29 protein-coding genes are annotated in these 26,516 nt (G+C 57.0%); 17 read left to right on the top strand and 12 right to left on the bottom strand.

Going from position 1 to position 26,516, the window contains the following annotated elements; translation table 11 throughout:
* Positions 1-51: 51 nt before the first annotated feature.
* From AC2FHX_RS16095 to AC2FHX_RS16080, 4 genes are read left to right on the top strand one after another with little or no spacing between them, the layout of a single operon-like run.
* Positions 52-1,179: an ABC transporter ATP-binding protein gene (locus AC2FHX_RS16095; RefSeq protein WP_281995444.1), complete on the top strand. Its 1,128-nt coding sequence runs from the start codon at positions 52-54 to the stop codon at positions 1,177-1,179.
* On the top strand, positions 1,179-2,069 hold the full coding sequence (locus tag AC2FHX_RS16090; RefSeq protein ID WP_142637171.1) for an ABC transporter permease subunit: 891 nt from the start codon (positions 1,179-1,181) through the stop codon (positions 2,067-2,069). The genes AC2FHX_RS16095 and AC2FHX_RS16090 overlap by 1 nt, the downstream gene beginning before the upstream one ends.
* Complete coding sequence (locus AC2FHX_RS16085; protein ID WP_142637169.1) at positions 2,066-2,884, top strand: ABC transporter permease; 819 nt, start codon at positions 2,066-2,068, stop codon at positions 2,882-2,884. Before AC2FHX_RS16090 ends, AC2FHX_RS16085 begins: the two co-directional genes overlap by 4 nt.
* The gene (locus AC2FHX_RS16080) at positions 2,881-4,182 is read left to right on the top strand and encodes an NAD(P)/FAD-dependent oxidoreductase (RefSeq protein ID WP_496702749.1); all 1,302 of its coding nucleotides are present in this window, start codon (positions 2,881-2,883) and stop codon (positions 4,180-4,182) included. Before AC2FHX_RS16085 ends, AC2FHX_RS16080 begins: the two co-directional genes overlap by 4 nt.
* A 3-nt stretch (positions 4,183-4,185) precedes the next feature.
* Here AC2FHX_RS16080 and AC2FHX_RS16075 read toward each other — a convergent pair whose 3' ends face one another.
* The 3 genes from AC2FHX_RS16075 to AC2FHX_RS16065 are packed head-to-tail and all read right to left on the bottom strand — an operon-like array spanning position 4,186 to position 6,989.
* The gene (locus AC2FHX_RS16075) at positions 4,186-5,055 is read right to left on the bottom strand and encodes a phosphotransferase family protein (RefSeq protein WP_496702747.1); all 870 of its coding nucleotides are present in this window, start codon (positions 5,053-5,055) and stop codon (positions 4,186-4,188) included.
* Between the two features lie 54 nt (positions 5,056-5,109).
* Positions 5,110-5,775 (bottom strand): flagellar hook capping FlgD N-terminal domain-containing protein, encoded by a 666-nt coding sequence (locus AC2FHX_RS16070; RefSeq protein WP_496692545.1) that lies wholly within the window; start codon positions 5,773-5,775, stop codon positions 5,110-5,112.
* A 2-nt stretch (positions 5,776-5,777) separates the two neighbouring features.
* Positions 5,778-6,989 carry a flagellar hook-length control protein FliK gene (locus AC2FHX_RS16065; RefSeq protein WP_496702745.1) on the bottom strand — a complete coding sequence of 404 codons (1,212 nt, stop codon included), beginning with the start codon at positions 6,987-6,989 and terminating at the stop codon, positions 5,778-5,780.
* A 112-nt stretch (positions 6,990-7,101) separates the two neighbouring features.
* Here AC2FHX_RS16065 and AC2FHX_RS16060 point away from each other — a divergent pair, with 112 nt between their 5' ends.
* From AC2FHX_RS16060 to AC2FHX_RS16035, 6 genes are all read left to right on the top strand, one after another.
* Positions 7,102-7,374 carry a rod-binding protein gene (locus AC2FHX_RS16060; RefSeq protein WP_142637161.1) on the top strand — a complete coding sequence of 91 codons (273 nt, stop codon included), beginning with the start codon at positions 7,102-7,104 and terminating at the stop codon, positions 7,372-7,374.
* Complete coding sequence (locus AC2FHX_RS16055; protein WP_496702741.1) at positions 7,367-7,726, top strand: flagellar biosynthesis protein FlgN; 360 nt, start codon at positions 7,367-7,369, stop codon at positions 7,724-7,726. Before AC2FHX_RS16060 ends, AC2FHX_RS16055 begins: the two co-directional genes overlap by 8 nt.
* A gap of 209 nt (positions 7,727-7,935) precedes the next feature.
* Positions 7,936-9,183, top strand: coding sequence for a flagellin N-terminal helical domain-containing protein (locus AC2FHX_RS16050; protein WP_496702737.1), 1,248 nt, complete (start codon positions 7,936-7,938; stop codon positions 9,181-9,183).
* A gap of 77 nt (positions 9,184-9,260) precedes the next feature.
* Positions 9,261-9,635 (top strand): flagellar biosynthesis regulator FlaF, encoded by a 375-nt coding sequence (gene flaF / locus AC2FHX_RS16045; protein ID WP_142637155.1) that lies wholly within the window; start codon positions 9,261-9,263, stop codon positions 9,633-9,635.
* Positions 9,635-10,036 (top strand): flagellar biosynthesis repressor FlbT, encoded by a 402-nt coding sequence (gene flbT / locus AC2FHX_RS16040; RefSeq protein WP_142637153.1) that lies wholly within the window; start codon positions 9,635-9,637, stop codon positions 10,034-10,036. The genes flaF and flbT overlap by 1 nt, the downstream gene beginning before the upstream one ends.
* Positions 10,033-10,824, top strand: a complete 792-nt coding sequence (locus AC2FHX_RS16035; RefSeq protein ID WP_142637151.1) for a DUF1217 domain-containing protein — start codon at positions 10,033-10,035, stop codon at positions 10,822-10,824. The genes flbT and AC2FHX_RS16035 overlap by 4 nt, the downstream gene beginning before the upstream one ends.
* A 49-nt stretch (positions 10,825-10,873) precedes the next feature.
* Here AC2FHX_RS16035 and AC2FHX_RS16030 read toward each other — a convergent pair whose 3' ends face one another.
* The 3 genes from AC2FHX_RS16030 to AC2FHX_RS16020 all read right to left on the bottom strand — a co-directional run bounded on the left by AC2FHX_RS16030 (position 10,874) and on the right by AC2FHX_RS16020 (position 13,488).
* Complete coding sequence (locus tag AC2FHX_RS16030) at positions 10,874-12,445, bottom strand: DUF427 domain-containing protein (RefSeq protein WP_496692540.1); 1,572 nt, start codon at positions 12,443-12,445, stop codon at positions 10,874-10,876.
* Between the two features lie 82 nt (positions 12,446-12,527).
* Entirely contained in the window at positions 12,528-13,229 is a 702-nt protein-coding gene (locus AC2FHX_RS16025; protein WP_496689945.1) for a winged helix-turn-helix domain-containing protein, read from the bottom strand.
* Positions 13,201-13,488, bottom strand: a complete 288-nt coding sequence (locus AC2FHX_RS16020; RefSeq protein WP_142637145.1) for a hypothetical protein — start codon at positions 13,486-13,488, stop codon at positions 13,201-13,203. The genes AC2FHX_RS16025 and AC2FHX_RS16020 overlap by 29 nt, the downstream gene beginning before the upstream one ends.
* A 175-nt stretch (positions 13,489-13,663) precedes the next feature.
* Between AC2FHX_RS16020 and AC2FHX_RS16015 the strand changes: the two genes are divergently transcribed.
* The 4 genes from AC2FHX_RS16015 to AC2FHX_RS16000 all read left to right on the top strand — a co-directional run bounded on the left by AC2FHX_RS16015 (position 13,664) and on the right by AC2FHX_RS16000 (position 17,617).
* Entirely contained in the window at positions 13,664-14,152 is a 489-nt protein-coding gene (locus AC2FHX_RS16015; RefSeq protein ID WP_496689943.1) for a hypothetical protein, read from the top strand.
* A 109-nt stretch (positions 14,153-14,261) separates the two neighbouring features.
* A complete protein-coding gene (gene rnhB / locus AC2FHX_RS16010) occupies positions 14,262-14,879 on the top strand; it encodes a ribonuclease HII (RefSeq protein WP_496692538.1) in 618 nt (205 codons plus the stop codon).
* Positions 14,880-14,985: 106 nt separating this feature from the next.
* Positions 14,986-16,089 carry a site-specific DNA-methyltransferase gene (locus AC2FHX_RS16005; RefSeq protein WP_142637139.1) on the top strand — a complete coding sequence of 368 codons (1,104 nt, stop codon included), beginning with the start codon at positions 14,986-14,988 and terminating at the stop codon, positions 16,087-16,089.
* 145 nt (positions 16,090-16,234) lie between these two features.
* Positions 16,235-17,617 (top strand): adenylate/guanylate cyclase domain-containing protein, encoded by a 1,383-nt coding sequence (locus AC2FHX_RS16000; protein WP_496702733.1) that lies wholly within the window; start codon positions 16,235-16,237, stop codon positions 17,615-17,617.
* A gap of 84 nt (positions 17,618-17,701) precedes the next feature.
* On the opposite strand, the gene AC2FHX_RS15995 is transcribed toward AC2FHX_RS16000, so the two are convergent.
* Positions 17,702-18,838, bottom strand: coding sequence for an alkane 1-monooxygenase (locus AC2FHX_RS15995; protein WP_496702732.1), 1,137 nt, complete (start codon positions 18,836-18,838; stop codon positions 17,702-17,704).
* 58 nt (positions 18,839-18,896) lie between these two features.
* A complete protein-coding gene (mutY, locus tag AC2FHX_RS15990; protein WP_496677842.1) occupies positions 18,897-19,952 on the bottom strand; it encodes an A/G-specific adenine glycosylase in 1,056 nt (351 codons plus the stop codon).
* Positions 19,953-20,033: 81 nt separating this feature from the next.
* Between mutY and AC2FHX_RS15985 the strand changes: the two genes are divergently transcribed.
* A complete protein-coding gene (locus tag AC2FHX_RS15985; protein ID WP_496702731.1) occupies positions 20,034-20,540 on the top strand; it encodes a DUF721 domain-containing protein in 507 nt (168 codons plus the stop codon).
* A 14-nt stretch (positions 20,541-20,554) separates the two neighbouring features.
* On the top strand, positions 20,555-21,217 hold the full coding sequence (locus tag AC2FHX_RS15980) for a DsbA family protein (protein WP_496702729.1): 663 nt from the start codon (positions 20,555-20,557) through the stop codon (positions 21,215-21,217).
* 36 nt (positions 21,218-21,253) lie between these two features.
* Here the strand turns inward: AC2FHX_RS15980 and lpxK are convergent, their stop codons facing one another.
* The 4 genes from lpxK to AC2FHX_RS15960 are packed head-to-tail and all read right to left on the bottom strand — an operon-like array spanning position 21,254 to position 25,604.
* Positions 21,254-22,252, bottom strand: a complete 999-nt coding sequence (lpxK, locus tag AC2FHX_RS15975; RefSeq protein ID WP_496702728.1) for a tetraacyldisaccharide 4'-kinase — start codon at positions 22,250-22,252, stop codon at positions 21,254-21,256.
* A complete protein-coding gene (locus AC2FHX_RS15970) occupies positions 22,239-23,474 on the bottom strand; it encodes a 3-deoxy-D-manno-octulosonic acid transferase (protein ID WP_496702726.1) in 1,236 nt (411 codons plus the stop codon). The genes lpxK and AC2FHX_RS15970 overlap by 14 nt, the downstream gene beginning before the upstream one ends.
* Positions 23,471-24,271 carry an inositol monophosphatase family protein gene (locus AC2FHX_RS15965; RefSeq protein ID WP_496702724.1) on the bottom strand — a complete coding sequence of 267 codons (801 nt, stop codon included), beginning with the start codon at positions 24,269-24,271 and terminating at the stop codon, positions 23,471-23,473. The genes AC2FHX_RS15970 and AC2FHX_RS15965 overlap by 4 nt, the downstream gene beginning before the upstream one ends.
* Positions 24,258-25,604 (bottom strand): TldD/PmbA family protein, encoded by a 1,347-nt coding sequence (locus AC2FHX_RS15960; protein WP_496702722.1) that lies wholly within the window; start codon positions 25,602-25,604, stop codon positions 24,258-24,260. Before AC2FHX_RS15960 ends, AC2FHX_RS15965 begins: the two co-directional genes overlap by 14 nt.
* 164 nt (positions 25,605-25,768) lie before the next feature.
* On the opposite strand from AC2FHX_RS15960, the gene AC2FHX_RS15955 reads away from it, so the two are divergent.
* The gene (locus AC2FHX_RS15955) at positions 25,769-26,503 is read left to right on the top strand and encodes an FkbM family methyltransferase (protein ID WP_496702720.1); all 735 of its coding nucleotides are present in this window, start codon (positions 25,769-25,771) and stop codon (positions 26,501-26,503) included.
* Positions 26,504-26,516: the final 13 nt, after the last annotated feature.

The following is a 26,516-nucleotide window of genomic DNA, read 5'->3' as shown; positions in this document are numbered from 1 at the left end:
GGCGGACCAACCGCCCTGCCATTCTTTTCAGATTGCCGAACGGGGGCCGTTTTGAACTCTACTGTTTTTGTGCCGTGGGAAGACCCACAGGCGAAACCTCTGATCCAGTTCCAGAATGTCACCAAACGGTTTGGTGAGTTCACGGCCATCGACAATCTGTCCTTGGATATATTTGAGAAAGAATTCTTTGCTCTGCTAGGGCCCTCGGGCTGCGGCAAGACCACGATGATGCGAATGTTGGCCGGGTTTGAAAAACCGACCGAAGGGCATATTCTGCTGGGCGGGCAGGATATAGATCCCATTCCACCGAACAAACGGGCTGTGAACATGATGTTCCAATCCTACGCGCTGTTTCCGCATCTATCTATCTGGGAAAACATCGCCTTTGGTCTGCGTCGGGACAATATGCCAAAGCATGATCTTATGGATCGTGTCGAAGAGATGTTGCGCCTGACCCGGCTTGAACAATTCGCCCGTCGCAAACCGCACCAGATCTCTGGTGGTCAGCGTCAGCGCGTGGCGCTTGCGCGATCCCTGGCAAAAGCGCCGAAGCTGCTGTTGCTGGACGAACCTTTGGGGGCGCTGGATAAGAAACTGCGACAGGATACGCAGTTCGAGCTGATGGATATTCAGGAAAAGACCGGCACCACCTTTGTGATCGTGACCCATGATCAGGAAGAGGCGATGACCGTGGCCAGCCGGGTTGCGGTAATGGATCAGGGTAATCTGATACAAGTGGCGACACCCGACCGGATTTATGAGAATCCCAGTTCGGTCTATGTGGCCGATTTCATTGGCGACGTGAACATCATCCAGGGCCGAGCCACGGCAAGCGCCGATGAGACCTATCAGATTGACTGGGCTGAAGGTCAGGCACCTTTGACTGCGTCCTCGACCACAGAGTTTTCGAGCGGCCAGCTATGTCATCTGGCGATCCGCCCCGAGAAGGTGACGATCTCGGTTGATCGTCCTGCGGATGCAATCAACGCAGTGCAGGGCAAGGTGCTTGACATTGCCTATCTGGGCAATCTGTCCACTTATCACGTCGAACTGAATAACGGCACGATTATCAAGGCGCAGACGGCAAATACCCGTCGCATTTCGCGTCGTTCCTTTACATGGGAAGACCCGGTCTGGCTGTCCTGGACAGCCACCGCCGCGGTTCTGTTGGCGGATTGATGCGCCGCGCCCTTCTGATCGCCGTCCCGTATGTCTGGCTTTTGGCGCTGTTTCTGGTGCCATTTTTCATCGTTCTGAAAATCTCGCTTTCGGACACGGAACTGGCCATCCCGCCTTACACGCCGACACTGGATTTATCTCAGGGCTGGGCCGGGCTCAGGGATTTCTTCAGCCAGCTGGATTTTGAGAATTTCGTCTGGCTAACCGAAGATGACCTGTATTGGAAAGCTTACCTGTCCAGTGTCAAAATCGCGTTGATTTCAACCATACTGACTTTGCTGGTGGGGTATCCTATCGCGTATGGCATGGCCCGCGCACCGGCTGAGTGGCGCCCGACGTTGATGATGTTGGTAATTCTGCCGTTCTGGACGTCGTTCCTGATCCGGGTCTATGCTTGGATGGGTATTCTCAGCAACGAAGGTTACCTGAACCAACTGCTGCTGTGGACGGGCATCATCTCGACCCCGCTGACCATTCTGAACACCAACACAGCTGTCTATATCGGTATCGTCTATACCTATCTGCCCTTCATGATTCTGCCGATCTATTCCGCGCTTGAACGAATGGACGAGTCGCTGATCGAGGCCGCAGAGGATTTGGGCTGTTCGCGTATTCAGGCCTTCTGGCTGATAACGATCCCCTTGTCACGCCCGGGTATCATCGCGGGTTGTTTCCTGGTGATGATTCCGGTGATCGGCGAATTTGTGATCCCATCATTGCTCGGAGGATCCGGGACATTGATGATCGGCAAAGTGTTGTGGGAGGAGTTCTTCTCGAACCGCGACTGGCCGGTGGCCGGTGCCGTGGCAGTTGTGCTGTTGCTGATCCTTGTGATTCCCATCGTGCTGTTCCAGCGCAACCAGCAGAAACAGACGGAGGCTGAGCAATGAACAGATTAAGCTGGTTCAACGTCGTCTCGTTGACGCTTGGTTTCGCGTTTCTCTATATCCCGATGCTCATTTTGATCATCTTCTCTTTTAACGAAAGCAAACTGGTCACGGTTTGGGCTGGATTTTCGACCAAATGGTATGGTGAGTTGGTCCAGAACGAAGCGTTTCTTGATGCTGCCTGGGTCACCTTGCGGGTTGCAGTATTCTCGTCGACCCTGGCTACCATTCTGGGTACGGCGGCGGCTTATGTGCTGGTACGCGGTGGGCGGTTCTTTGGCCGGACTCTGTTTTCGGGCATGATCTATGCGCCTCTTGTGATGCCCGAAGTGATCACTGGCCTGTCGCTTTTGCTGCTGTTCATCGGAATTGGACTGGATCGGGGTATTTTGACCATCGTGCTGGCACATACGACCTTTTCAATGTGCTTCGTGTCGGTTGTTGTATCCTCACGTCTGGTCACGTTTGACCAGTCTCTGGAAGAGGCAGCGTTGGATCTTGGGTGCTCACCCGCACAAGCCTTCCGTCTTGTCACCCTGCCGATCATCGCCCCGGCGGTGATTTCAGGCTGGCTATTGGCTTTTACGCTGTCGCTGGATGATCTGGTGATCGCATCATTCACATCGGGCCCGTCAGCCACGACTCTGCCGATCAAGATTTTCTCAGCTGTGCGGTTGGGCGTCAGCCCTGAAATCAATGCGCTATCCACGATCATGATTGCGGTCGTGACGGTCGGTGTCATAGCAGCATCTTTGGTCACCAAGCGCGCGATGGTCCGGCAGAAACAGGATGAGATGGCGGCAGTGCGTGCGGAATGAAACGCCTGTTCCCTGAGTATACCTATGGATCTGGACCGCGATCAGGGTGCTGGTGGGATGAGACTATCGCAGCACCGGACTGGCCGGTGTTGCAGGATGATCTGAGCGTGGATGTCACCATCATCGGCGGCGGGTTCACAGGTGTTACAGCCGCGCTTTTCCTGGGGCAGGCAGGCCTATCCGTCGCAGTTCTCGAGGCGGAGACGCCGGGGTGGGGTGCCTCGGGTCGCAATGGTGGGTTTTGCTGCCGAGGTGGGTCAAAGCTGAGCGATCGTGGCATGGCTCGGCGATATGGGGTCGAGGGGGCCGAAAGCTTTGCCCGGGCCGAAGTGGATGCGGTCAATCTTGTCGCCGACCTGCTTGAGGCGCATCAGATCGAAGCGGACGTTCATTCCAAGGGCGAGACCGCCCTGGCCCACACCGCCCGCGCCATGGAGAAATTGCGACGCTCGGCGGATGACGGGGGCTGCTTGCATGAGGCGGCCGACCTGCCCGGGCTCGGGTTGGGAGGGGATTTTTTCGGGGGCTATAGCGTGCCGGTCGGATTTGGTCTGAACCCCCGGAAATACCTGTTCGGCATTGCAAATGCGGCCGCTTCCGTTGGGGTCCGATTTTTTCAGAAAACCATGGCCAGAGACATCACCAAAACCAGCGCGAGCTTTGATGTTCGAACCGGGTCAGGGCGGATCAAAGCGTCGAATGTACTGATCTGCACCAACGGATATTCCAGTGAAAACATGCCTGAATGGCTGTCTGGGCGCTATATGCCAGCGCAATCAACCGTTCTGGTGACCCGCCCATTGACCGAGGCTGAGGTGTCGGCGCAGGGCTGGACCTCGGATCAGATGTCTTACGATACACGAAATCTTCTGCACTATTTTCGTCTTATGCCGGATCGACGGTTTCTGTTTGGGATGCGCGGTGGCCTGCGCTCATCACCTAAGGCCGAGGCTGCGATCCGGCAAAAGGTGCAGCGTGATTTCAAGGCCATGTTTCCGACATGGGCCGATGTGGACGTGACCAATATGTGGTCAGGGATGGTGTGCCTTACCCAGGATCTGACGCCGTTCGCAGGGCCCGTTCCGGGTCAGAATGGGATGTTTGCCGGGCTGGCCTATCATGGAAACGGTGTCGCGATGGGTACCTATTGTGGGCGGGCGCTTAGTCGCATGGTGCTTGGACAGGATGCGGAATTGCCTGAGCCAATGGCCCGACCCCCGCGGCGTTTTCCACTTGGGTCCTGGCGGCGGGCGCTGATGCCGCCAGCCTATGCGTTAATGGCACTGGCCGACCTCTGACACTCACAAAGCGGCCAGTTCCAGCTCGAGCCCTTGTTCATAATCCGGTGCCCCATGTTCTGCGCGCCATAGGCAGTAGGCCGCCATCCTCCACCCGTACCAGCGGCGCAAAGACCGGTAGCGGATTACGGTTTCCTGCCGGTCATAGGCCGAAAGAAAGGACTGTTGCTCGTCGACGGTCAAAACCGCACCTCTGTAAAGATATTGCATGGCGGGTGACAGGAACAGCGCAAGGTCCTCGCAAGGATCACCAACGGCTGGGCATTGCCAGTCAATCAGCGTCAGACCAGAGGATGCGACGAGGATGTTTCCCGCCACCGGGTCGCCGTGAATCAGGCAAGTGTGATCCGACCGCAAAATATGATGCTGTGGTTGCATCTTTTCCAGCTGAGCCCGTCGATCCGATGTGCACATCGCCAGAATGCTTTGACCATGTTCGGCCAGATCTGCGCTACCGTTTTTACCGGTGGGTGCGTTCTCTATGTTTAGGTTGAGCGAATGCAGGCGGTGCAGCAACCGGGCCACTGGGGCCGGGTCAGACCGCCAGGGGGTGCCCTGTGCGTGGTCGTAGAACACCCAATATCCGTTGTCATGTTGTCCTGTTGCCCGCAATCGCGGCACAACCCCAGAAGAAGCCAGTGCCCGCAGACAGGCGGCTTCCAATGCGGGATCGTTGCGAAACAATGGGTTTTCTAGGTCCGAGCGGTACAGCTTCAATACTTGATCACTGTCGTCGCCCAGCACCTTCCACACCCGGTTTGTCCTCCCACCATACAGCGTTTCGAACTGTGCCCCAGCGCTGGCAAATCCGAGCCTGACAAGTTGAGCAACAAGGTCGCGCGGTGGGGACAGTATTTGAGGCAGGGAGATCACCAATCAGTCAACGAGTCGGGCATTGCCTTGGTTTCGCCTGTCGTTAACCGTAGATCAAGCTCCTGTTCGCACCGCAGTGACTATTCCTGCTGGCACCACCTCTCCGCCAGCGAGCGTCAGCAAAACGGCATCCGTGCCCACCTGCGCCTCGAGCACCTGATTATAGGCTGAGGCGAGACGTTCAGACAGCAGCTCATCGCCGTCATAACTTTCCATCGTTGCAGTGTAATTTCCTGCCGGTAACGGGGCGCCATCGTCATCGGTTCCGGCCCAGACAAACTCGGATTCCGTCGTTGAAACAGCGATGCGTTCAACGACCTCGTCCGAGTCGTTGCGGATCACCATAAAGGCGCTGTCCGCCCCGGGGTCGGCCTGCGCATACAGCGTTTCTGGTGAACCGTCGAAATGAAAGGCCGAGGCGGTTCGCACATCCATCCCGACCCAGCTGGCAAGCTCTTCAAGGTTGACGCTACCAAGTGAATAGGCAAGCGCAGTAAGCAGATCGTTGGTTTGAACCTGCTGCTCGACCATCGAGAATTGAGCCAGTTGCGAGGCGTATTCCGATGAATCCAGCGGCTCCAGCGGGTCTTGGTTGCGGGCCTGGGCGGTCAGCATCAGAAGGAAGGTTTCAAAATCCGAGGCCAGGCCGGATGTTCCAGATTTCGCCGAAGACTGTGCCTGCGCGGCGGTAGAGCTTGTATTCTGTGCGGGTGTGATCATGCTCAAAGCCTCATATCAACGCGGCCACTATGGCCGATCCGGGTTAAGACCGGCTCGCTGGCCTGATCCATTTCGGTCTGGGTTGTAGTCAGTCCGGATTCTGTGCGCTTGTCCGCGCTTTCGGGCTGGTCGTCCGACGACGCGCCCAGATTGAAGGACAGATCGCCCAGGCCTAGGTTTTTGAACTCAGCCTCAAGAACCGAAAGATGTCGCCTCATCATTTCCAGAGTTTCCGGCCGCTCGGCTGCGATCGTCATCTGCAACCCGTCATCCCGGCCATTCATGACGATTGAGATCTTGCCCAGCTCTTCCGGATTCAAGGTCAGTTCAATCCTGCTGGATTGTGGTCTTGCATGTATCGCAGCGGCCATCTGCCCCGCGATTGCCCGTGTCGTTTCTGCCCGTGCTGAGGTTAAAAAGTGCTGATGGCTTGCTGACGTATCCCGTGCCGTTGAAAATGGCTGGCTTTCGCGCGCGAGCAGAATCCCCTCGGCGTCGGGGTCTGATACCAAATCAACGTCCTGCACCTTGGCAGACGTCATCAGTTGCATTTGAACAAGTGTCGGAACGGATTGTGTTGTCGGCGGTGAACCGGTGGCTTTGGGAGCCTGAGCCGCATCGGGTGTATCTCGCGAAACCAGCTTTAGTTCTGGCACTTCGGGTTTTCCGGAAGCAGAATCCGAGGGTATCGACGCCTTGGTCCGATAGCCCTTTGCAATAGTGGTTTGCGGCAGATTGTGTTCCGGTTTTTGCTGTGCGGTTTTCGCCTGCAACAAAGCCGGAACCTCAGATCGGGCGCGCTGCGCCGCGTTTCCAAGCGCATCACCCCGAGGATCGGGGGCCGCATTGTTTGGCGCTGCGAGTATTACGGCCTTGTCAGGTTCGGGCAGCGATGCCGGCGTTTCCTCAGGTGCCATCTCTTCGTCCTGCGCCGGCGGGCGGGCGGGCGGGTCAGTTACAGGTTTTCCCGACAGGCTGGTGGCAAGATCAACAGAGTCTTCTTCGACCACATCCTCTTCAACCTGCACCTCGGCATTAATGGTCAGTTCGGGCACGTTCTCATTCAAGCTGTCACCCTCGGAACGCTGCAATTCCTGCTCCATTACCTCAGCAAAGGTGTCAGCCCCTTCCGAGATTGGGTGTCCCTTGGCGGCAGTTTCAGATTTTGCGGCGCTGGCGGTCGAGGATGTGGACAATATAAGAGGGTTGGGCATTTTGCTCCGGCTCCGGTTTGCGTAACCAGGAATTTGCCCGCAGGAAGTTACGTTTATTTTAACCGCTTTCATCTTTGATCCAGAAAGTTCGATGCAATTTTTGGAGAAAGCTATGAAGCTATCTGGTATCCCAGCGGCGCCGCAGCCCTTGTCTGTTGAGCAAAAGCTGAAAGATGCTGCGGTAGAGCTTGAGGCGGCGTTCCTGTCTGAAATGCTTAAGTCCGCAGGTCTAGGCGAATCCCGAGATTCGTTCGGCGGCGGTGCGGGTGAAGACCAGTTTTCATCGTTTCTTGTTCAGCAGCAGGCACTGCAGCTTGCCAGGTCCGGCGGTGTTGGCCTGTCCGAAATCCTGTTTCAGTCCATGATGGAGAATACCAATGCCTAACAAGTCTGAACATGACCTGATCAAATCTCTTGAAGAAGTTCTGGACCTTGAACGCAACGCCTTGGTGACCGGGGATCTGGATCGGTTGAATCACATGGCCCCGGAAAAGGAAAAGCTGATCGGTGCGATCAATGATCTTGAGGTGATTGATAGTGATGAACTGATCGGGGTTCAAAAGAAAGTCGACCGGAATCAGGCTCTTCTGAACAGTGCGGCCGAAGGGATTCGGGCGGTTGCCGGGCGCATGGCTGAACTGCGCCGAGTGCGTCAGGAATTCAGTATTTATGGAGCGGATGGGCAACGCAGCGATTTTGCCGTTCGCAGTCACGCAAAGCTGGAAAAGCGGGCCTAGCGCGAGGATTGAATCAAATCCGAGCTTTCTGATTTTCGAGTCTTAGCACTCCGTTAGGAGATCGGCGTCAAAGGTGATCCTGCATCTGGAAACTCAGATGGCGCGAAAAGCCCGACGGCGGGTCGCAGTGATCAGAAAGACGTCAAAGCCCGTACATGTTGCGGGGTAAGCAAGGGCGCAAAAGGCCCGAACGGAAAAGGAAGAAAGCTATGTCCAGCATTCTGACAAACAACGGCGCAATGGTTGCGCTGCAAACCCTGAAATCGGTCAACAGGAACCTGGCGCAGACCCAGAACGCGATTTCGACCGGTAAAGACATCGCCACAGCCAAGGACAATTCAGCCGTCTGGGCGATTTCCAAAGTCATGGAGTCGGACGTTAAGGGGTTCAACGCCATCAAAGACAGTTTGGCACTGGGTGAATCGACCGTTGCGGTGGCCCGGAACGCGTCCGAGACAGTCACTGACCTGCTGTCCCAGATGAAAGAGAAGATCGTTGCGGCACAGGAAGACAACGTTGACCGCGGCAAAATCAATGACGACGTGACTGCTCTTAAAGATCAGATCGCATCGGTGGTTGGAGCGGCGCAGTTTAACGGGCTTAACCTGGTTGACGGTTCGGCGGGTACAGCCTCGATCCTGTCGTCTCTGGATCGTGACTCCAGTGGCAACGTAACCGCATCTTCGATTTCGGTGGCCTCGCAGAACCTGTCCACAGGTGGGTATGCCAGCAAAGGTGTTCTGGCCGGCTCGGACAACGTCACAACCGACAATGACGCCGCGGGCTTCACGATGGACAAAGCTGGTGGAACCGGCGATATCGTGGTGGACAGTTCAACGGACAACTTTGCTGCTGGTGACAAGATCTCGATCACTATTGGTGACAAGGTTGCGTCCTACACGGTACAAGCTGCTGATCTGGACCCATCTGGAACATATGACGCCGCTTATACGGATGCCATTGTTGCCGTTGGCCTGAAAAATCAGATCGATTCCCTGGGGATCACGGGTGTCGCAATCGACTATGACTCGGCCAACCCGGGCACTTTGACATTTGTAACCGGTGCTGCGACGGCTGGTGCCGACGCTGATCGGGACGTTACTGTCTCGGCGCAGTTCACCAATGCCAATGCAGGTGGCCTGGGGGCGTTGGCTTCGATTGATGTTTCGACAGATGCTGGTGCTCAGGCGGCGCTGGGTACTATCGAAACCTTGATCGACACGTCCATTGATGCATCTGCGGCGTTTGGTTCGTCTCAGGGCCGGATCGAAACGCAGAAAGAATTCATCTCGAATCTTTCTGACTCGTTCAAGTCCGGTATCGGAGCGCTGGTTGACGCCGACATGGAAGAAACCTCGGCTCGTCTGCAGGCCCTGCAGGTACAGCAGCAACTGGCAACACAGTCGTTGTCGATTGCCAACCAGGCGCCGCAGTCGATCCTGTCGCTGTTCCGCTAAGTTCAGGACCTTGGCCGGGGCGTGGAAACGCGCCCCGGCTTTGACCGCCGTAAGACGGCCTTTTGGAAGGATTTCAAGTGACACCGCAAACTCTTGCACAACGCGCCTATGCGCAGACCGCTGATCCGACGCGCACACCGCGTGATACGGAATATGAGGCGATTTCCAAGATCACGCATCGGTTGAAGGCTGCGGCCGCGCGGCACAAAACCGACTTTGGAGCGTTTGTTCAGGCTTTGCATGAAAACCGGAGGCTTTGGTCTGTGTTGGCAAACGGGGTCGCCGATTCCAATAACGCCTTGCCGAATGACCTTCGCGCCCGGATTTTCTATCTTGCTGAGTTTACCGAACAGCACAGCAGCCAGATACTCAGCAATAAGGCTTCGGTAGAGCCCCTTCTGGAAATAAACATGGCCGTTCTTAAAGGCCTTCGGCAAATGGGTGCGAATTGATGGCGGGTTTGGTATTGAAGCTAGCACCAAAAGAACGCGTGCTGATTAATGGTGTAGTTGTGGAAAACGGCGATCGTAGAAGTCGGTTTTCAATCATGACACCACAGGCAAATGTCCTGCGTTTGCGCGATGCGATACATCCTGACGAGGTGAACACACCCGTTCGCAGAGTGTGCTATGCGACGCAACTGGTTCTGTCTGGGGACATGGAAGCTGAAAGCGCCCGCCAACAACTGCTGCGCCGGGTGGAAGAGTTGAGCCAAGTGTTTACGGATGCGGACAGCCGCAGAGTTTTGGCCGAGGCAACCGACGCCTTGTTGGCCGAGCAGTATTACAAATGCCTTAAATCCCTGCGTGCTCTGCTACCGCGAGAAGAGCGCCTGATGGCCTACCAGCAATGACCTTTCAGCCGGTCATACCCTCAGGTGGCATTGTTGGCTGGCGGTTCCTTCAACGCACCTACGAAGGCCAGTTGAACAGCTTTTCCTCTTCGACGGTCAATGAGCGTGAGGCGACGTATTTCCGGGAAAACATCGGCAAGGTTCAGACGGCTGAAGATCTGGTTTCTGACCGCCGGCTGCTACAGGTTGCCTTGGGGGCATTTGGTCTGGAGGGCGACATCGACAACCGCTATTTCATCCAGAAAATCCTGTCAGATGGAACGAGCGCAGATGATGCATTGTCCAATCGCCTATCTGATAAAAGATACCGTGAATTCTCTGAGGCATTTGGACTGGGCCCTGGCGAAATTCGAAGAACCATTCTTTCGACATTTATGGAGGATATTGCCCGGGACAACGTGACCTCGCGCTTTGAGGTCGCCGTGGGTGAACAGGACGAGACAATGCGCATATCCCTCTATGCAAAACATGCGCTGGCTGAGTTGGCATCGCAAGACAGCAGTGGTGACACGAAATGGTTCGACATGATGGGCCTTCCGCCGTTGCGAAAGATGATGGAGACGGCGCTTGGGTTGCCCTCAAGCTTTGGTCAGTTGGACATCGACAAGCAGCTTGAGGTGTTCAAGGACAGGTTGTCGAACCTGAATGGATCTGACGATTTAGCGCAGTTCGCGGATGAAGAGGCGATCGGGGATTTGACCGACAGATACCTTGCGCGCAGTCAGATCGCGCAGCTTCAAAGCACAATTTCCCCGGCCCAAACCGCGTTGCTTCTGCTGGGCGGATAGTGCTGTCCCTATCGCAAGATGCGTGAGTATCAAACGCAACTTCGCGCGACTAGCCGTTCAGAATCGCGTCCGCCGAGGTTTTGAGCGCGTATGAGCACACGGGTTGTGACACGTTGTGCAGCTTGACCTCTCCAAGTGGCAAAGCGTCTGTACAGGCCGGCACGATGTCTTTGGTAACAACGATCCTGTGATTCACGATCTTGCTGTATTCCCCAAGCCGTGCGGCGACGTTTGCCGCTTGTCCGATGACGGTGAAGTCTAACCGTTCGCGCGACCCGATATTGCCGTAAGTTACGCGCCCATAAGCGACACCAATCGAACAGTCGCAATGCATGTCCGACCCGGACTTGCGCAGCTCTCCAAGCCTTTCAACGATTCCAACTGCTGATCGCTGCGCGTTTTCGCGGGCTAAGGTAGAATCTTCGCCTGCCGGGAATACAGCAAGAACAGCGTCCCCGATGAATTTCAGAACTTCACCACCGTTTTCGTCGACGATGCCCGAGACCGTTTCAAAGAAGTCATTCAGCAGGTTGATATAGGCGGCGCGGCCCAGCTTTTCTTCTAACAGGGTAGAATTGCGCAGGTCGCAGAACATGATGGCTGCATCAATCTCATCCCCGTCGCCACGACGGATTTCTCCGCCCAGGACACGCGCGCCGGTCCGCTTTCCGACATAGGTTTCCAGCAATACCTGGGCGTTTTCGCGCTGCATGAAGACTTCGTAGAACCGGGCAATCACCGAGGAGCATTCGAACACCAGCCCAAGATTGGCCGTTGTGAACCCGTCGGGGTGATCGCAAGTCAGCGTCAAGACATTGGTGCGCCCGTCGGAAAATGGGAGGGGCATCGCGACATAGTCAGTCGCCCCTTTGGCGCGCAGGTCTTCCATGATTGGAAAGCTGTGCTGAGGGTTCTCGTCATTCAGCCTTTGGCGCACGCCGCCCATACCGTTGGACACGTGGCGCAGAGGGCTGTTGATATAGGCGGGGTGGTCGTGGATTTCATAGGTGGGCACATTGGTCGAAATCTCGGCCTCACCCTTTTCCCAAATATAGTGTTTGCCCGCGATCAACGGATGTAAGGACCAGGCAAGGATACTGAGGCGCTGAATGGCAATTCCATGTTCCAGCATCTTCTCGGCCAGCGCTTTGGTGAATGCTTCGGGCGTGCTGAGATCACTGGCCCCCCGCATCAGCCAATCAATCAGCGGCCCGCTGATATTGCCGTCTTCCGGGTTGCGCAGGTTGTTTTCACCCAGCTCAATCCGCGTATATGCGGTGGGCATAAAGCCGATATGGCCCTGGATCGCGGCGCTTTCGGGCAGGGCGTTCTCGTAAGCCCAGACGGAGTTGGCCAATCGTTGATCCGCCAGAACGACATCGTGGTAAGTGGCGGTGCCCTTGAACGGGCAGAATGTCTGAAGTTCGGTCTCATCGCTGAGATCGACATGTACATCCTGACGGGGGATGTAGATCATCGGCGGCAACCGAGTTTCGTACATTACCTTGGCATCAAAGCTTTCAGCCAGAAGGATCTCATCCCGGTAGATTGCGATACGGCCGACAAGTGGTTCGACCGAGATCCCATAGCCTTTGATATTTGGAGTCACGTGAACGTTCATAATCATCCTCCCTGGCACGGGTCTTTATAGGATGGGCGTTTGATCCGTGTTTTCCAAGGGGCAGAGCAGGATTTTCCCTATATCAAATCATCTGAATGACGTCTTTTTCGATCGACAACATATAGCCTTTTTTAGCGATGTTCTTGACCAGCAACTCGCTGACCATCTGATTGCCCAAAGCATCGCGCAGGCGCTTGATCCGCGTCGCGCCAGCAGCCTCGTCACAATCAGCGGTGCTTTTGCCGGAAATCATCGCCTCGATCTGAATGCCGGATAGAACCTCGTCATCCAACCGGGATTCGGCAAGAACTGACAGGGTTTCCATCGCCGACGCAGTCAGTTTGAAATCCATGTTATTGAGATAGACGGTATTCTCTTCCCGGCTGATCAAAAGTGAAGTGACCTGAATCCCAGTGCGCTCAATCTGTGCCATGCGTCGGTTCAACAGCACCAGCATGACCAGAAACACCAGCGCAGCAATCAGCATTGCAGTGGCGAAAACCAGCAAAACAAAGATAACCATGCGGTAACTGGACAATGTATCGGCAAAGGCAGTGCCGGACTGGGCCAGAATCTCGAGTAGGCGAATCTCGGTCTGCGAGGTCAGATCACTCTCGACGAACAGACGTTCGACGCGGGCATTGAACGCGTTTGCATCTGGCAATGTCCACAACAGAAAGGCGGCAGAGGCCACAAGTATGACAACGATTACCGTGATGCCCGCGCCAACCAACCTGACGCCCGAGCGCCGTGCCTCAGTAACGGAGATAGAATTTTCCGGCATTGGCCTTCCTTTTATCCAACCCTTCAGGCCCAAAAACGGACATGACGTTCAGCAGGGTCCAGCCCGAGCCGCGCAGCCGTTGTGCGACCTCTTTTTTGGCTTTTCCTTTGCCGCAGGATGAAACCTGCATGACGCCATAATGCAGACGCAACGGATTGTCCTGCTTGGCCTTGTAATCGGCATAGCAATCCGCCGCTGACGCCATGGAACCAAGCGATATCAGGGCCCCGATGGCCAGAGAAGAGAGGATCTGTTTCATAGGCCGCATCCTGCGCATGGCTTTGGTTGATATTCAATAACGCAAAGGGGTTTCGCGGTCTGATATCGGATAACAAAACGGCGTTATTGCTTGTCTGAAGGGGACACCCCCAATGTCGGGTTATCGAATTTACGGACTGTCATCACGTCCACCGAGTACCCGAAAGGACAGCACCATGCATAAGAAATTCATCGCTCTGATCATCGCCTCTGCAGTCGCAATCACCGGCGTTTCTGCATCCCAGGCCCGTGCCGCTGATGCAGAAGATATTCTTGGCGGGCTGGCGGCGATTGCATTGATTGGCGCTGCCATCCATCATTTTGACAAGCAAGGCGACAGCAAAAAGGTTACCCGCAACTACAACCACGTGTATCAGGCCCCCAAACAGCACATCCAGAGGACCCCCAGGCATCGGCCGAACCATATCCGTCCCTTGCCCGAGCGCGTTGCGCGCTATAGTCTGCCGCAACGGTGCATGGAAACCTTCAAGGGCTATGGCAAAAAGCGCCCGCTTCTGGGGACGCGCTGCCTGGATAAGCACTACAAATACGCCAATAGCCTGCCCAAAAAGTGCAAGGTCGGTTTCTGGAATGGCAATAAGGTCAAGCGGGCCTATGAACCCGCCTGCCTGCGCCAACAGGGATACCGCGTCGTTTACAAGTAATACGGTTCGAGCAGGAGTGGTGCCTTAGAAGCATCACGTCGGAGAGGGCAGCGATTGCTGTCCTCTCTTTTTTCTTGCGCAATGGGGGAAAACAGGATTTTCCCAAAACATGACCACACCAGATTATGAGATTGAAAAAGCCGCTCTTGCGCAGGGATATCTGCGGATTGCCGGTGTCGATGAGGTTGGCCGAGGTCCGCTGGCCGGTCCTGTTGTGGCGGCGGCGGTGGTCCTGAACCCCGCGGAAATTCCCCAAGGTCTGAACGATTCAAAGAAACTCTCGGCCAAGCGCCGGGCCGCATTGGATACTGCCCTGCGTGGCTGCGCCGAATTCGCGGTGGCCGAGGCTTCGGTGGCCGAGATTGATGAGCACAACATCTTGCGTGCCTCGCATCTGGCAATGGAGCGCGCGGTGGCGGCGCTGGATCCCCCCCCTGATTATCTGTTGATCGACGGAAATATGATTCCGCGCGGACTGGCCATTCCGGCACAGGCAGTGGTCAAAGGCGATGCCCATTCCGTGTCGATCGCCGCAGCTTCGATCCTTGCCAAAAACTGGCGCGATCAACTGATGGTGGATTTGGCGCAACAGCATCCGGGATACGGCTGGGAGACAAATGCCGGTTATCCGTCAAAACAACACAAGGATGCGCTGCGAAATCTTGGTGTGACCCCTCACCATAGAGTTTCGTTCAAGCCCGTCCACAATATGTTGTATCAAGAGTAAATCGTAAGCCGCTGATTCAAAAAAGAAATTGACGGCGAATCGTCTTTGACTCATCCTTGTCTCAACCAAATGAGCGCATAAGCGCCGTGGAACTTGAGGCAGCGATATGACAACGACCACCAAAAAGGGCGCGACAGCGCTCCCTGTAAACACGATTCTATCCGGGGACTGCATCGAAGTGATGAACAGTCTGCCCGAGGCATCGGTTGACCTGATTTTTGCCGATCCCCCATATAACCTGCAGTTGAAAGGGCAACTGCACCGCCCCGATAACAGCCAAGTGGATGCAGTCGATGATCACTGGGACCAGTTTTCCAGCTTTGGCGTCTACGACCAGTTCACGCGGGAATGGCTGAAGGCGGCCCATCGCCTGCTGAAGCCCAATGGCGCGATCTGGGTGATTGGATCGTATCACAACATTTTCCGCGTTGGGTCTGCGTTGCAGGATGCTGGGTATTGGATCCTCAACGATGTAGTTTGGCGCAAATCGAACCCGATGCCGAATTTCCGTGGCAAGCGGTTCACCAATGCGCATGAGACAATGATCTGGGCCTCCAAGCGTGAAGGGGCGAAATACACCTTCAACTATGAGGCACTGAAAGCGTTGAACGAAGGCGTCCAGATGCGCAGCGACTGGGTGCTGCCGATCTGCACTGGCCATGAACGGCTCAAGGATGAAAACGGCGACAAGGCGCATCCGACGCAGAAACCGGAATCATTGCTGCACCGCGTGCTGGTTGGATCAACCAATCCGGGTGACGTTATTCTGGACCCGTTCTTTGGCACCGGGACTACGGGGGCCGTGGCCAAGATGCTGGGTCGCGAATTCATCGGGATCGAGCGCGAAGAAAGTTATCGCAAAGTGGCCGAAAAGCGCATCGCGAAAGTGCGTAAATTCGACCGCGAAGCGCTGGAGGTCAGCGCCAGCAAACGCGCCGAGCCACGCGTGCCCTTTGGCCAGTTGGTCGAACGCGGCATGCTACGCCCGGGCGAGGAACTCTATTCCATGAACCAGCGTCACAAGGCCAAGGTCCGCGCCGATGGGACACTGGTGGGGCAAAATATCAAGGGTTCGATCCATCAGGTTGGCGCCCATCTCGAGAATGCGCCCTCCTGCAACGGCTGGACCTACTGGTGCTTCAAGCGCGACGGCAAAACCGTGCCGATCGACGTCTTGCGTCAGCAGATCCGGTCCGAGATGCACAACTGATAGACCAATACCGCCGGTGCCTGTGGCCTGACACAAGGCACTAAGCCTTGCCCCGCCGATCAACGGCGGGGTCTTTTGTTTCTTTCCCTGATGAGTTCCGATATGAGCCTATTGAAGCAATCGGCGCAGTGTAGGAGCTTTCGCAATGTCGGACACAGCAGCCAGCGAACCTCGGGCTAGGCGGTTCTTTTTCACCCGTCCGAACGAAGTAGAAATCGAGAATAAATACACCGAAGCTGCGCTGGAACGGCACAAGCGCGAGGGGCTGGAGCTTGCTGTCCGGGCCCGCTGGATCGCAATGGGTCTGACTGGCCTTTTGCTGATATACCTGAACCCGCATTGGGAGGTCCTTTGGTATCATTTCATCCTTTTGCTGATTTGCGCAAATGGTTGGATGATCCGACGGGCAGGCCGTGTGGGGCAATCTCGGACAGAGTTGCTGCTTATCTTTGTTGACCTTTTGATTATGACTTTGGGAATGATCATTCCCAACCCGTTCAGCGATGATGTGCGCCCATTGGCAATGCAATTCCGGTTTGACAACTTTCAGTATTTCTTCGTCATTCTTGCAGCAGGAACCATGGCCTATTCCTGGCGCACGGTGATTGCCATAGGCACATGGACTGCAATAATCTGGACTACCGGATGGGTGATCGCCTGGTGGGTTGCGTTTCCGATTCCCGGCATAAGTGAGAAAGTGGCCGAGGCCTTGCAGGGGTATCCGGATGTAGCCGAGATGTTGGATCCAAATAGTTTCAGATCTTCGATCCGAATCCAGCAAGTGATTGTGTTCCTGATGGTGGCGGTGACGCTGGGCGTGTCGATGCGGCGGCTCAATCATCTGCTGATGACCAATGCTGGGTTGGAACGGGAACGAGCGAACCTGTCGCGATATTTCTCACCAAATGTGGTGGAGGAACTGAGCCAAAATGATGATCCGCTCAAACAGGTGCGAAAAGAGAATGTCGCAGTGCTCTTCATAGATATTGTGGGGTTCACCAAATATGCGGCGGGTCGTGATCCTTATGACGTGATCGACGTGCTGCGTGGATTTCACGCCAGGATGGAGGCCGAAGTGTTCCGCCATCATGGGACATTGGACAAGTACTTGGGCGATGGTCTTATGGCAACTTTCGGGACCCCGGTGACGACACCGTTGGATGCGACCAACGCGGTATCCTGCGCGCGCGGCATGGTGACTGTGATTGACCGGTGGAACATAGAACGTAGACGTGCCGGAGAGCCCGAAATTCATGTTGGCATCGGTGTCCATTATGGCTCGGTTGTTCTGGGGGATATTGGCGCCAACCGTCTGGAATTTGCTGTGATCGGTGATGCGGTAAATGTCGCTGCGAAACTTGAGGCAATGACCCGCGAGCTGCAGGCCCGGATCGTGCTGAGTGATGCGGTGCGCCTGCAGCTTGAGCAGGAAGGGAGCAGTGCCTCCGAACTGACAGCCGAATTTACCGAAAACAAGGGCCACCCTGTGCGCGGTGTTGAATACCCGATGGATATCTGGGTGATGTAGCTCAAGGCTCTCTCGTCGATGGATCACGCATCAAAGACGCAGGGCCAGTCGTTGGGCCGGGCAGCGCGCCGAGGCGCGCTGCGGTCAGGACCCTGGCATCGGGTTTTGTGACTTGTTGTAGGGTTGCCAGTCTGTGACTTCGGGGTAGTACCGGCGGCGCCAATCCCGCACACGGGGGTTCATGACACGCCGCCAGAGCGGTGGGATCATCGCGGCGATCGTCATCACTGGGTATCCGTAGGGCAGTTGTGGTGCGGTGTTCTGATCGTGATGTTGAAGCAGTGGAAATCGACGGTTGGGTTTGTAGTGATGGTCCGAGTGGCGCTGTAGATTGATCAGCAGCCAGTTCGACGCTTTTTGCGACGCGTTCCACGAATGACAGGGCAGGACGTGTTCGTATTTCCCCTGGCCTAGATATTTTCGGGTCAGCCCGTAATGTTCGACATAGTTCACCAGTTCAAGCTGCCAGATGGCGACGCCGGCCTGAATCAGGAACAGGACAAGGCCGGACCATCCTCCAATCAAACCTGCCAGGGTCAGCATACCACACTGTAACATCCAATACCGCCAGAACGGGTTTGCGCGGTCAGTCCAGGGTTGGTTCTTGCGCGCCAGTTTCTCGCGCTCGGCATGAAAGGCGGAGGCCAGGCATTGCCACAGAACACGCGGATAGAAGCGATGAAAGCCTTCGTTGTACCGTGCTGTTACCGGATCGCGCGGGGTTCCGACATAGCGGTGGTGAACCAGCAAATGTTCGGACCGGAAGTGCGAGTACAAGACCATGGCCAGCAGGATGTCGCCAAGCCCGCGCTCCAGTCGGCCCTTCTGGTGCATCAGTTCGTGGCTGTAGTTGATCCCAATCGTCCCCGAGACCACACCCATGCCAAAGAACAGGCCGATCTTTTCTGGTGAAGAAAGGTGAGAGCTGTGCGTCACATACCAAAGCAGCCCGTAAAGGGTCAGGAACTGTACCGGAATCCAGGCTTTGGTCAGCAGGATATACCAGCGCAACATGCTGTCCGGCGTATCTGGGTCCGCATTTTCGAGGTCGAGCCCGGTGAGCTGATCCAGCGCGGCAAATATCCACCATGTTGAAAGCGGCACCAGCAAGACCCACCAGCCACCCACAAAGGCCGTGGCCCAAATCAATGGAATCAGCAAAAACGAGACCCAGAATGGAAGGGTGGATTGCCAGCGAGTCAATGTTTCAGATGCGATCATCAAAGGCTCCGGTCGACGCGGGACAGACTATCCGTAGATCGTGTTTCAGCATAATGTGTTACTGGTTGCGCCAGAGGTCAAATGCCTTGCGCATGACCGTCGGCAGATCGCTGGGCCGAAAGGCATGTTTATCAAGCAAGATCATGTCCTCCGGTGCCGCACCGGGCGGTAAAGAGGTTGCCCAAACCTGCAGGATCAGGTGGAAATGCGTGAACGTGTGGCGCACTTCGCCCGGTAGAACGCGCCAGTCCGCCGCAAACGGCGCGGTGTCAGACGGCGCATCGGACCATTCGGATCCCGGCCATCCCAGCATACCGCCCAAAAGCCCTTTGTCTGGGCGGCGTTCAAGCAACATCGCCCCGTCCGCTGTCTGGGTGATGTAGACATGGCCATAACGTGTGGGTTTTGGCTTTTTCGGTGTTTTGCGGGGCAGATCGGCCTGGGTACCCGCAGCGTGGGAGCGGCAACGCGTGCGCATTGGACATATCCCGCATGCCGGGGATCTTGGGGTGCAGACAGTCGCACCCAGATCCATCACGGCCTGTGCATAGTCGCCCGGACGCACCGCTGGGGTCAATGCAGCTGCACGTTGCTTGAGTTGTGGTTTTGACCCCGGCAGCGGATCGTGAATGTCGTATAGGCGGGCTATGACACGTTCGACATTGCCGTCCAACACGGTTTCCGGACGATCAAAGGCAATGGCTGCAATCGCGGCGGCTGTATACGGGCCTATGCCCGGCAGGTTCAGCAGCTCATCGTGTGAGTCGGGAAAACAGCCATCATGGCTTTCAACCACAACGCGCGCGCATTTCAGCAGATTGCGGGCGCGGGCATAATATCCCAGACCGGCCCATTCCCCCATGACCTGCTCGTCAGGCGCTGCGGCCAGTGATTCAACTGTCGGCCACCGAGATGTGAACCGCAGGAAATAGTCGCGCACCGCTGCCACAGTTGTCTGCTGTAGCATGACTTCGGACAGCCAAACCCGATAGGGGTCAGGACGCATTCCGGAAGACCTATCGGCAGGACCGATGCGCCATGGCATTTCACGGGCATTGCGGTCGTACCAGGCCAGCAACTCATCGCTGAAGTCAATTTCGTGGGTGTCACGCAAGTTTTACATATCTCCTTGTCGGGTTTCGCTGGCGCCCGGTGTTCTGCCCTTTACAATAGAGAGACAGGAGTTGGAAACCAGATGCAGCCCAGACGTTCTTCGACACGCGGCTTTAAACGTACTGCGACATTGCTGAACGGCCAGATCAGGCGCGCCGGGGAAAGCCGGGGATTCGCCGTTTCACGCCTGTTGACCCATTGGGCCGAGATCGTCGGACAGGATGTGGCCTCGATCGCGCGGCCGGTTAACGTAGGCTATGGCAAGGGCGGTATGGGGGCCACGCTGACGGTGCTGACCACCGGCCCGCAGGCGCCGATGCTGGAAATGCAGAAGGAACAGCTGCGCGGTAAGGTGAATGCGGTCTATGGCTATAATGCGATTAGTCGGGTGCGCATCACCCAGACGGCTCCGACAGGATTTGCCGAGGGGCAGGCCAGCTTCGACCACAAGCCGAAACAGGTGAAACCCACAATCGAACCAGAAATTGCAGCCGAGGCAGACCGGGCTGCGCAGGGCGTCCAAGATGGCGATCTGCGTACAGCCCTTGAACGTCTGGGCCGTAACGTTTTATCCAAGCAAAAACGCTGAGAAAGGGCTGATTCATGAGCCGTATTGCAATCGGAATCTGCGCGGCTGTCGCCATAGCCGCAGGTGGCTATTGGCTGTCGCTGTCAAATTCCTCTCCGTCCAACCCGCTGGTCAGCAGCGCCGAGGCACAACAGGCCGATCTGGACACTTCGACCATCATCGAAATGGTGCAAGGGTCCGCGGACGCGCCCGTCGAGATCATCGAATATGCGTCCTATACCTGTCCGCATTGCGCGAGTTTTCATCAGGGGCCGATGAAGAAAATCAAAAAAGACTACATCGACACCGGCAAGGTCAAGTTTACCTACCGCGAAGTGTATTTTGACAAATACGGACTTTGGGCCTCGATGGTCGCGCGCTGCGGCGGCCCCGAGAAGTTCTTCGGCATCTCCGACTTGATCTACAAGGATCAGGCTGAATGGACCCGTGCCGGTGGACCTGCGGAGATCGTGGATGAACTGCGCAAGATTGGACGTTTAGCTGGGATCAGCAATGACCAGCTTGATGCTTGCCTGCAGGACGGAAATCGTGCGCAGACCTTGGTGGCCTGGTATCAGGAGAACGCAGAACGCGACGACATCAGAGCAACCCCATCCTTTATTGTGAACGGTAAGAAGGTCGACAATCAGTCTTATGAAGAATTCAAAAAGCTGATCGACGCCGAACTGGGCAGCTAAATCCAAACACGACCGGCCTGTCAGGGCCGGTCGCCTTCAGGGCGAAGGCGCGACCTGCAGTAGCAACTGTTTGACCCGGCCGCCCTCGTCCATATTCAGCCGGACGGGCAGGGTGATGACCTTGCTGCGAAACGCGGCTGGCAGACGAACCGCATCTTTTTCCGTTGTGACCATCTGAGCGCCCAGCAGGCGCGCTTCATTTTCCAACCGTATCATCAGGGCCGGTGTCAGGGGCTGGTGATCGTCCAGCGCTTCGGCCCGCAGCAATTTGGCGCCCTGTTGGCGCAATGTGGCAAAGAACTTTTCCGGATGGCCGATACCGGCAAAGGCCAGAACTGGCGTGTCGGTCCATTCCATTCCGGTCTGCAGCGGCTCGACCGCGCCGGTGGCATGCGGAACCGTCAGCATGTCGCCCCAGCGGGCGGCGAACCTTGTCTGCGCGTCTGTGCCGCCCAGCGACAGCACCAGATCGGCCCGTTGCTGCCCCACATCGACCGGTTCCCGCAGTGGACCCGCAGGCAGGCACAATCCGTTGCCGAACCCCCGCTCGGCATCCACTACGATGACCGAGAAATCCTTGGCGACCGAGGGGTTCTGAAACCCGTCATCCAACAGGATTACCGTTGCCCCGGCCTGGGCAGCGGCTTTTGCGCCCGCGGCGCGCTCCTTGGCCACCCAGACATCCGCAAATGCGGCCAGCAGCAGCGGTTCATCCCCGACTTCTGCCGCCGTATGTTTGCCAGGATCGACGCGCACAGGTCCTGTCAGTGCGCCGCCGTGGCCTCGGGTGACAACATGGGTCTGATGCCACGCGTCCCGCAGCTGTTCGATCATCCAGATCACGGTTGGTGTTTTGCCGGTCCCGCCTGCATTCAGGTTTCCAATGCAGATAACGGGGACGCCTGGGTTGAAACCTGTTTCCGAGGCCAACCTGCGGGCTGTCGCCGCCGCATAAACCCGTCCCAACGGGGACAGCAGCCGGGCCCTGAGGTCCAACTGATCCGGAGCGGTGTTCCAAAAGTCAGGTGCCCGCATCGTCGGTGCTCCGTTCGTCCAGATAGTCCTGTACCAGTTCGATCAGCTGATCTGATTGCGGCGCGCCGTCGGTCACGATCTGCCAGCCTGCCAAAGCCATATCCGCCGCGCGGTCAGGCGCAAGTAGCTCTACCACGGCATCCCCAAGTTCGGTTGCGGTTCGGACCGTTAAAGCGGCGCCTGCCTGGTCCAGCTGATCGTAGGCTGTCTGATGCTGGTCAACATGTGGGCCATGTATGACAGCCGATCCCAGGGCGGTCGCACCAAACGGATCCTGTCCCCCGTCGCCCCGTTCGAGCGAGTTGCCGATAAAGGACACTGCCGAAACACGGTACCACAAGCCCAAAACCTCTGGGTCCGAGGACAAGACGACCTGTGTGGTATCTTCAATCATGCCGCCATCGTCCCAGTTGATGCAGCGCAAGTCCATGGCTTCGAGCCGCCGGTGCAGTGGGGCGGCTTCCTGTATGTCGGCGACATGCAGGATTAAGGTCAACCGGGGCAGCATCCGCATGGCCTGACGGTGGGCGCTGAGGACCGAGATGAACTCTTTATCCTTCACCCAGGCCGCGAGCCATATGGGTCTGCTTGAAAAGGCGTGATTGGTTTCGATCAGTTCGTCTTCGGGCCACGGAGAAGGGTTCGGACTTATCAGCAGAGGAGGCGCCTCGCTGACCTTGGTGAAGGCGATTCCCAATTTGCGGATCTGCCGGGCCGTTTCGTTGCTGGTAGCCAGAATTCGTTGAAAGCAATCGAGAGTGTACCGGCTGATATCGGGCAGCCACCGGGTCCCACGCGCGGTGTTCAGGTCGATTTCAGCTTCGATCAGGATCAACGGCACTTCGCGCTCGTGGGCACGGGTAATCACATTGGGCATCAGCCCGCCGCCAACCCAAATGCCAATATTCGGACGCCAATGGTCCAGAAACACCCGCGCGGCGCCGGTTTGTTCCGAAGGTAGGTTCACAAGTATGTATTTCGAGCAGTCCCACTGACTCAAGTCCGCTTCGGGTGGGGCCGACAGGACAACCGACAGGCCCAGGCGCGACTGCAGCAGCCTGTGGCAGAAATCCATCATCGCGCGAAGGCGACCCGGATTGGCGATGTGAATCCAGATCAGATCTCCTGATGGTCGGGGCACATAGGGTTGGTCCCCGTTGCCGGGTACGCCCCACGAAAGCACGCGATAGGCCGCCAGACTAAGGGATCGCGGTTTGCTCATGGCGCAATGCCCGCACTGTCTGGGTCAATCTGATCCGCCAGTTGCCGGTGCAATGGCGGATTTGCCGCGATGACACCATTCAGGCGCGGGTGTGGGTTGTTAAAGCGCAGTGGGGCGCCAAGCCGGTCCGTACATATGCCACCTGCCTCTTGGACGATCAAATCCCCTGCCGCGATGTCCCATTCCCAGCTGGGGCGCAGTGTCAACATTCCGTCAAAGCGACCCTGCCCGACCAATGCCAACCGATAGGCAAGCGACGGGCGATAGATTCGACGGAATTGAGGAACCCGGCCCTGACACCAGTGCCGGCTGTCCAGATTGGGTTTCGCGGCCAGGATCTCGGCCGTCGTGATGTCTTGGGTGTCCGATACGACAATCGGCGCGCCGTTTAGTGTGGCCCCTTGGCCCTTGGCCGCCGCATACAACAGGTCACGCAAGGGCAGATAAATGACCGCCGCCGTCACCTGACCATGTTCCGCCACAGCCAGGGAATGCGCCCAGGTCGAGGAACCTTCGGTGAAGCTGCGGGTGCCGTCGATCGGGTCAATGATAAAAACCCGGTCCCGGGACAGGCGATGCTGGGTGTCCTCGGTCTCTTCGCTGAGCCAGCCGTAACCCGGTCGCGCAGAAGGCAAGCGCTGTTCGAGCATCGCGTTCACGGCCAGATCAGCCTCGGTTACCGGGCCTGCACCATCGGGCTTATCCCAGCGTTGTGCTTTTGACCCGGAATACCGGGTTGCGATCTTTCCAGACTCGCGCGCGGCGTCAATCAGCAGGGGCAGGTCAGTTGCCGGCAAGTGTCATTCCCTCGATCAGCAACGATGGGACCACACGCGACAAATAGGGGCGGGCGTCATTCGCCGGAATAATCCGCAGAAGCATATCGCGCAGATTTCCGGCGATGGTGCATTCGTTGACCGGATGGGTGATCTCTCCGTTTTCGACCCAAAAGCCCGAAGCCCCACGAGAGTAATCCCCTGTATTGGGGTTGATGGTCGATCCGATCATCGACGTCACCAACAATCCGGTGCCCATATCGCGCAGCAGCTCTGCGCGGCTGTGCTCGCCCTGTGTCAGGCTCAGGTTCCAGTTGCTGGGCGACGGAGGCCCGGACACGCCACGCGTAGCATTTCCTGTCGAGGCCATCTTGAGCTTGCGTGCGCTGGACAGGTCCAATGTCCAGCCCGTCAATACACCGTTTTCGATGATCGCCCGGCGTTGTGTGGGCAGGCCTTCGGTATCAAAGGGGCGCGACCCGGACATGCGCGGGCGATGTGGGTCTTCGATCAGCGAAAGATATTCCGGCAGAACCTGCTGTCCTAGGCTATCCGACAACCAGGACGAGCCGCGCGCGATGGATGTGCCGTTGCTGGCGCCCAGAAGATGCCCGATCAGCGACGAGGAAATCCGTTCATCGAACAGAACCGGATAGACGCCTGTTGCAGGCTGGCGCGCGCCGACCTGTGCCACTGCACGTTCGCCTGCGGTCCGGCCAATCTCGTCCGGGCTGCGCAAATCGCTTTGGAAGGTGCGGCTGTCGCCGTCGTAATCCCGCTCCATCCCGGTGCCCTGGCCCGAGATTGCCACGCAGGAGGTCGACCGGCTGCTGCGCTCATACCCGCCGGAAAAGCCGTTGGTGGCGGCCAGATGCACGCGGTGGGTGCCATAGGCGGCTGCGGCATCCGACACTTGTGTGACACCGTCGACCGTAAGCGCCGCGGATTCCGCCGCCAGAGCGTCCTGCAAAAGGTCTTCGGCCGTGGGTTCCGGCGCGGGATCGCGCAGTTCTAGCGCCTGAATATCCCAATCCCGGATCAGCTGAGCCTCATCCGCCAGACCGGTAAACGGGTCTTCGGGCGCTTCGCGAGCCATGGCAACGGCGCGTTCGGCCATGGCCGTCAGGGTTTCGGGGCGGCTGTCGGAACTTGAGACGATGGCCTGACGCTTGCCCAGAAACACCCGCAGTCCCAGATCGGTGCCCTCGGACCGCTCGGCGGCCTCAAGCGCGCCAGAGCGTACCTCTACCGAGACCGAAGACCCGTCCAGCACGATGGCATCCGCGGCCTCAGCCCCGGCCTTACGTGCCGCATCCAGCAGGTGTTGGCTGATCTCTTCGGGTGTGCGCATCATGTGGCCTCCGGTCTTGTTTCTTTGGACCTATCGTCCGCCCGTCCGTCCCGCAAGACCTGCGGTCATTTTCGGGGGTTTGCAGAAAGGCCAGAAAGGCGAATTTCGCATGTGGCTGCAATAATTCCGCTGTTTTGTCCTTAGCCGTAGGTTAGTAGTTGATCCAAGTGGATGAGAATGAGACGACTGGGCAGGAAGAACGGGCAGGCCACAACATGCAGAACAATCTATCGCTGCGCGGGGTTACGATCCCCGATGATCCGCAGATCATTACGCCTAAGGTCAAGCGTTCAATCCTGGCCGAGCGTTACGAAAAAGACGAAGTGACCGGTCTGCCGAAATTCATCGACGCGAAGGATCGCGTGGTAGAGCTGGGCGCTGGGATCGGCTTCATCTCATCCTATCTGGTGACGCAGCTTGGTGTACGCCACGCAATGTGCATCGAGGCGAACCCGACGCTGTGTGAATTCATCGGCCGTGTCCACAAGGCAAATGACATTGCGAATGTCGAGGTGGTGAACGCGGTTGCTCTCGGCGATACACGGGTTCCCGGAACCGCCCGATTTTACATACGTGAACCGTTCTGGTCCTCATCTCTGGACCCTGATCCGGACTATGTCAGAGAGGTCAGCGTGCCGGAACGTCCTCTGTCAGAAATTCTGCGGGACTTTGAAGCCAACGTGCTGATCGTCGATATCGAAGGAGGCGAGAAGTTTCTGTTCGACGGGGTCGATCTTGTGAATGTCCAGAAAGTCTATCTTGAGGTCCACACCCGTAAGATCGGATTGCACGGGATCAAGGCTTGTTTCGATCATCTTTCGGCACTTGGGTTTGCCTACGATCAACGTGTCAGCAGCGGTGGGTCGGTGCTGTTCCGGCGTGTTCGCCGGCGCTCGTCGTAAAAGGGAAGGCAGC

This window comes from Ruegeria sp. CDSC042, assembly GCF_059610745.1.
This window is presented reverse-complemented; position numbering and strand designations above follow the sequence as displayed.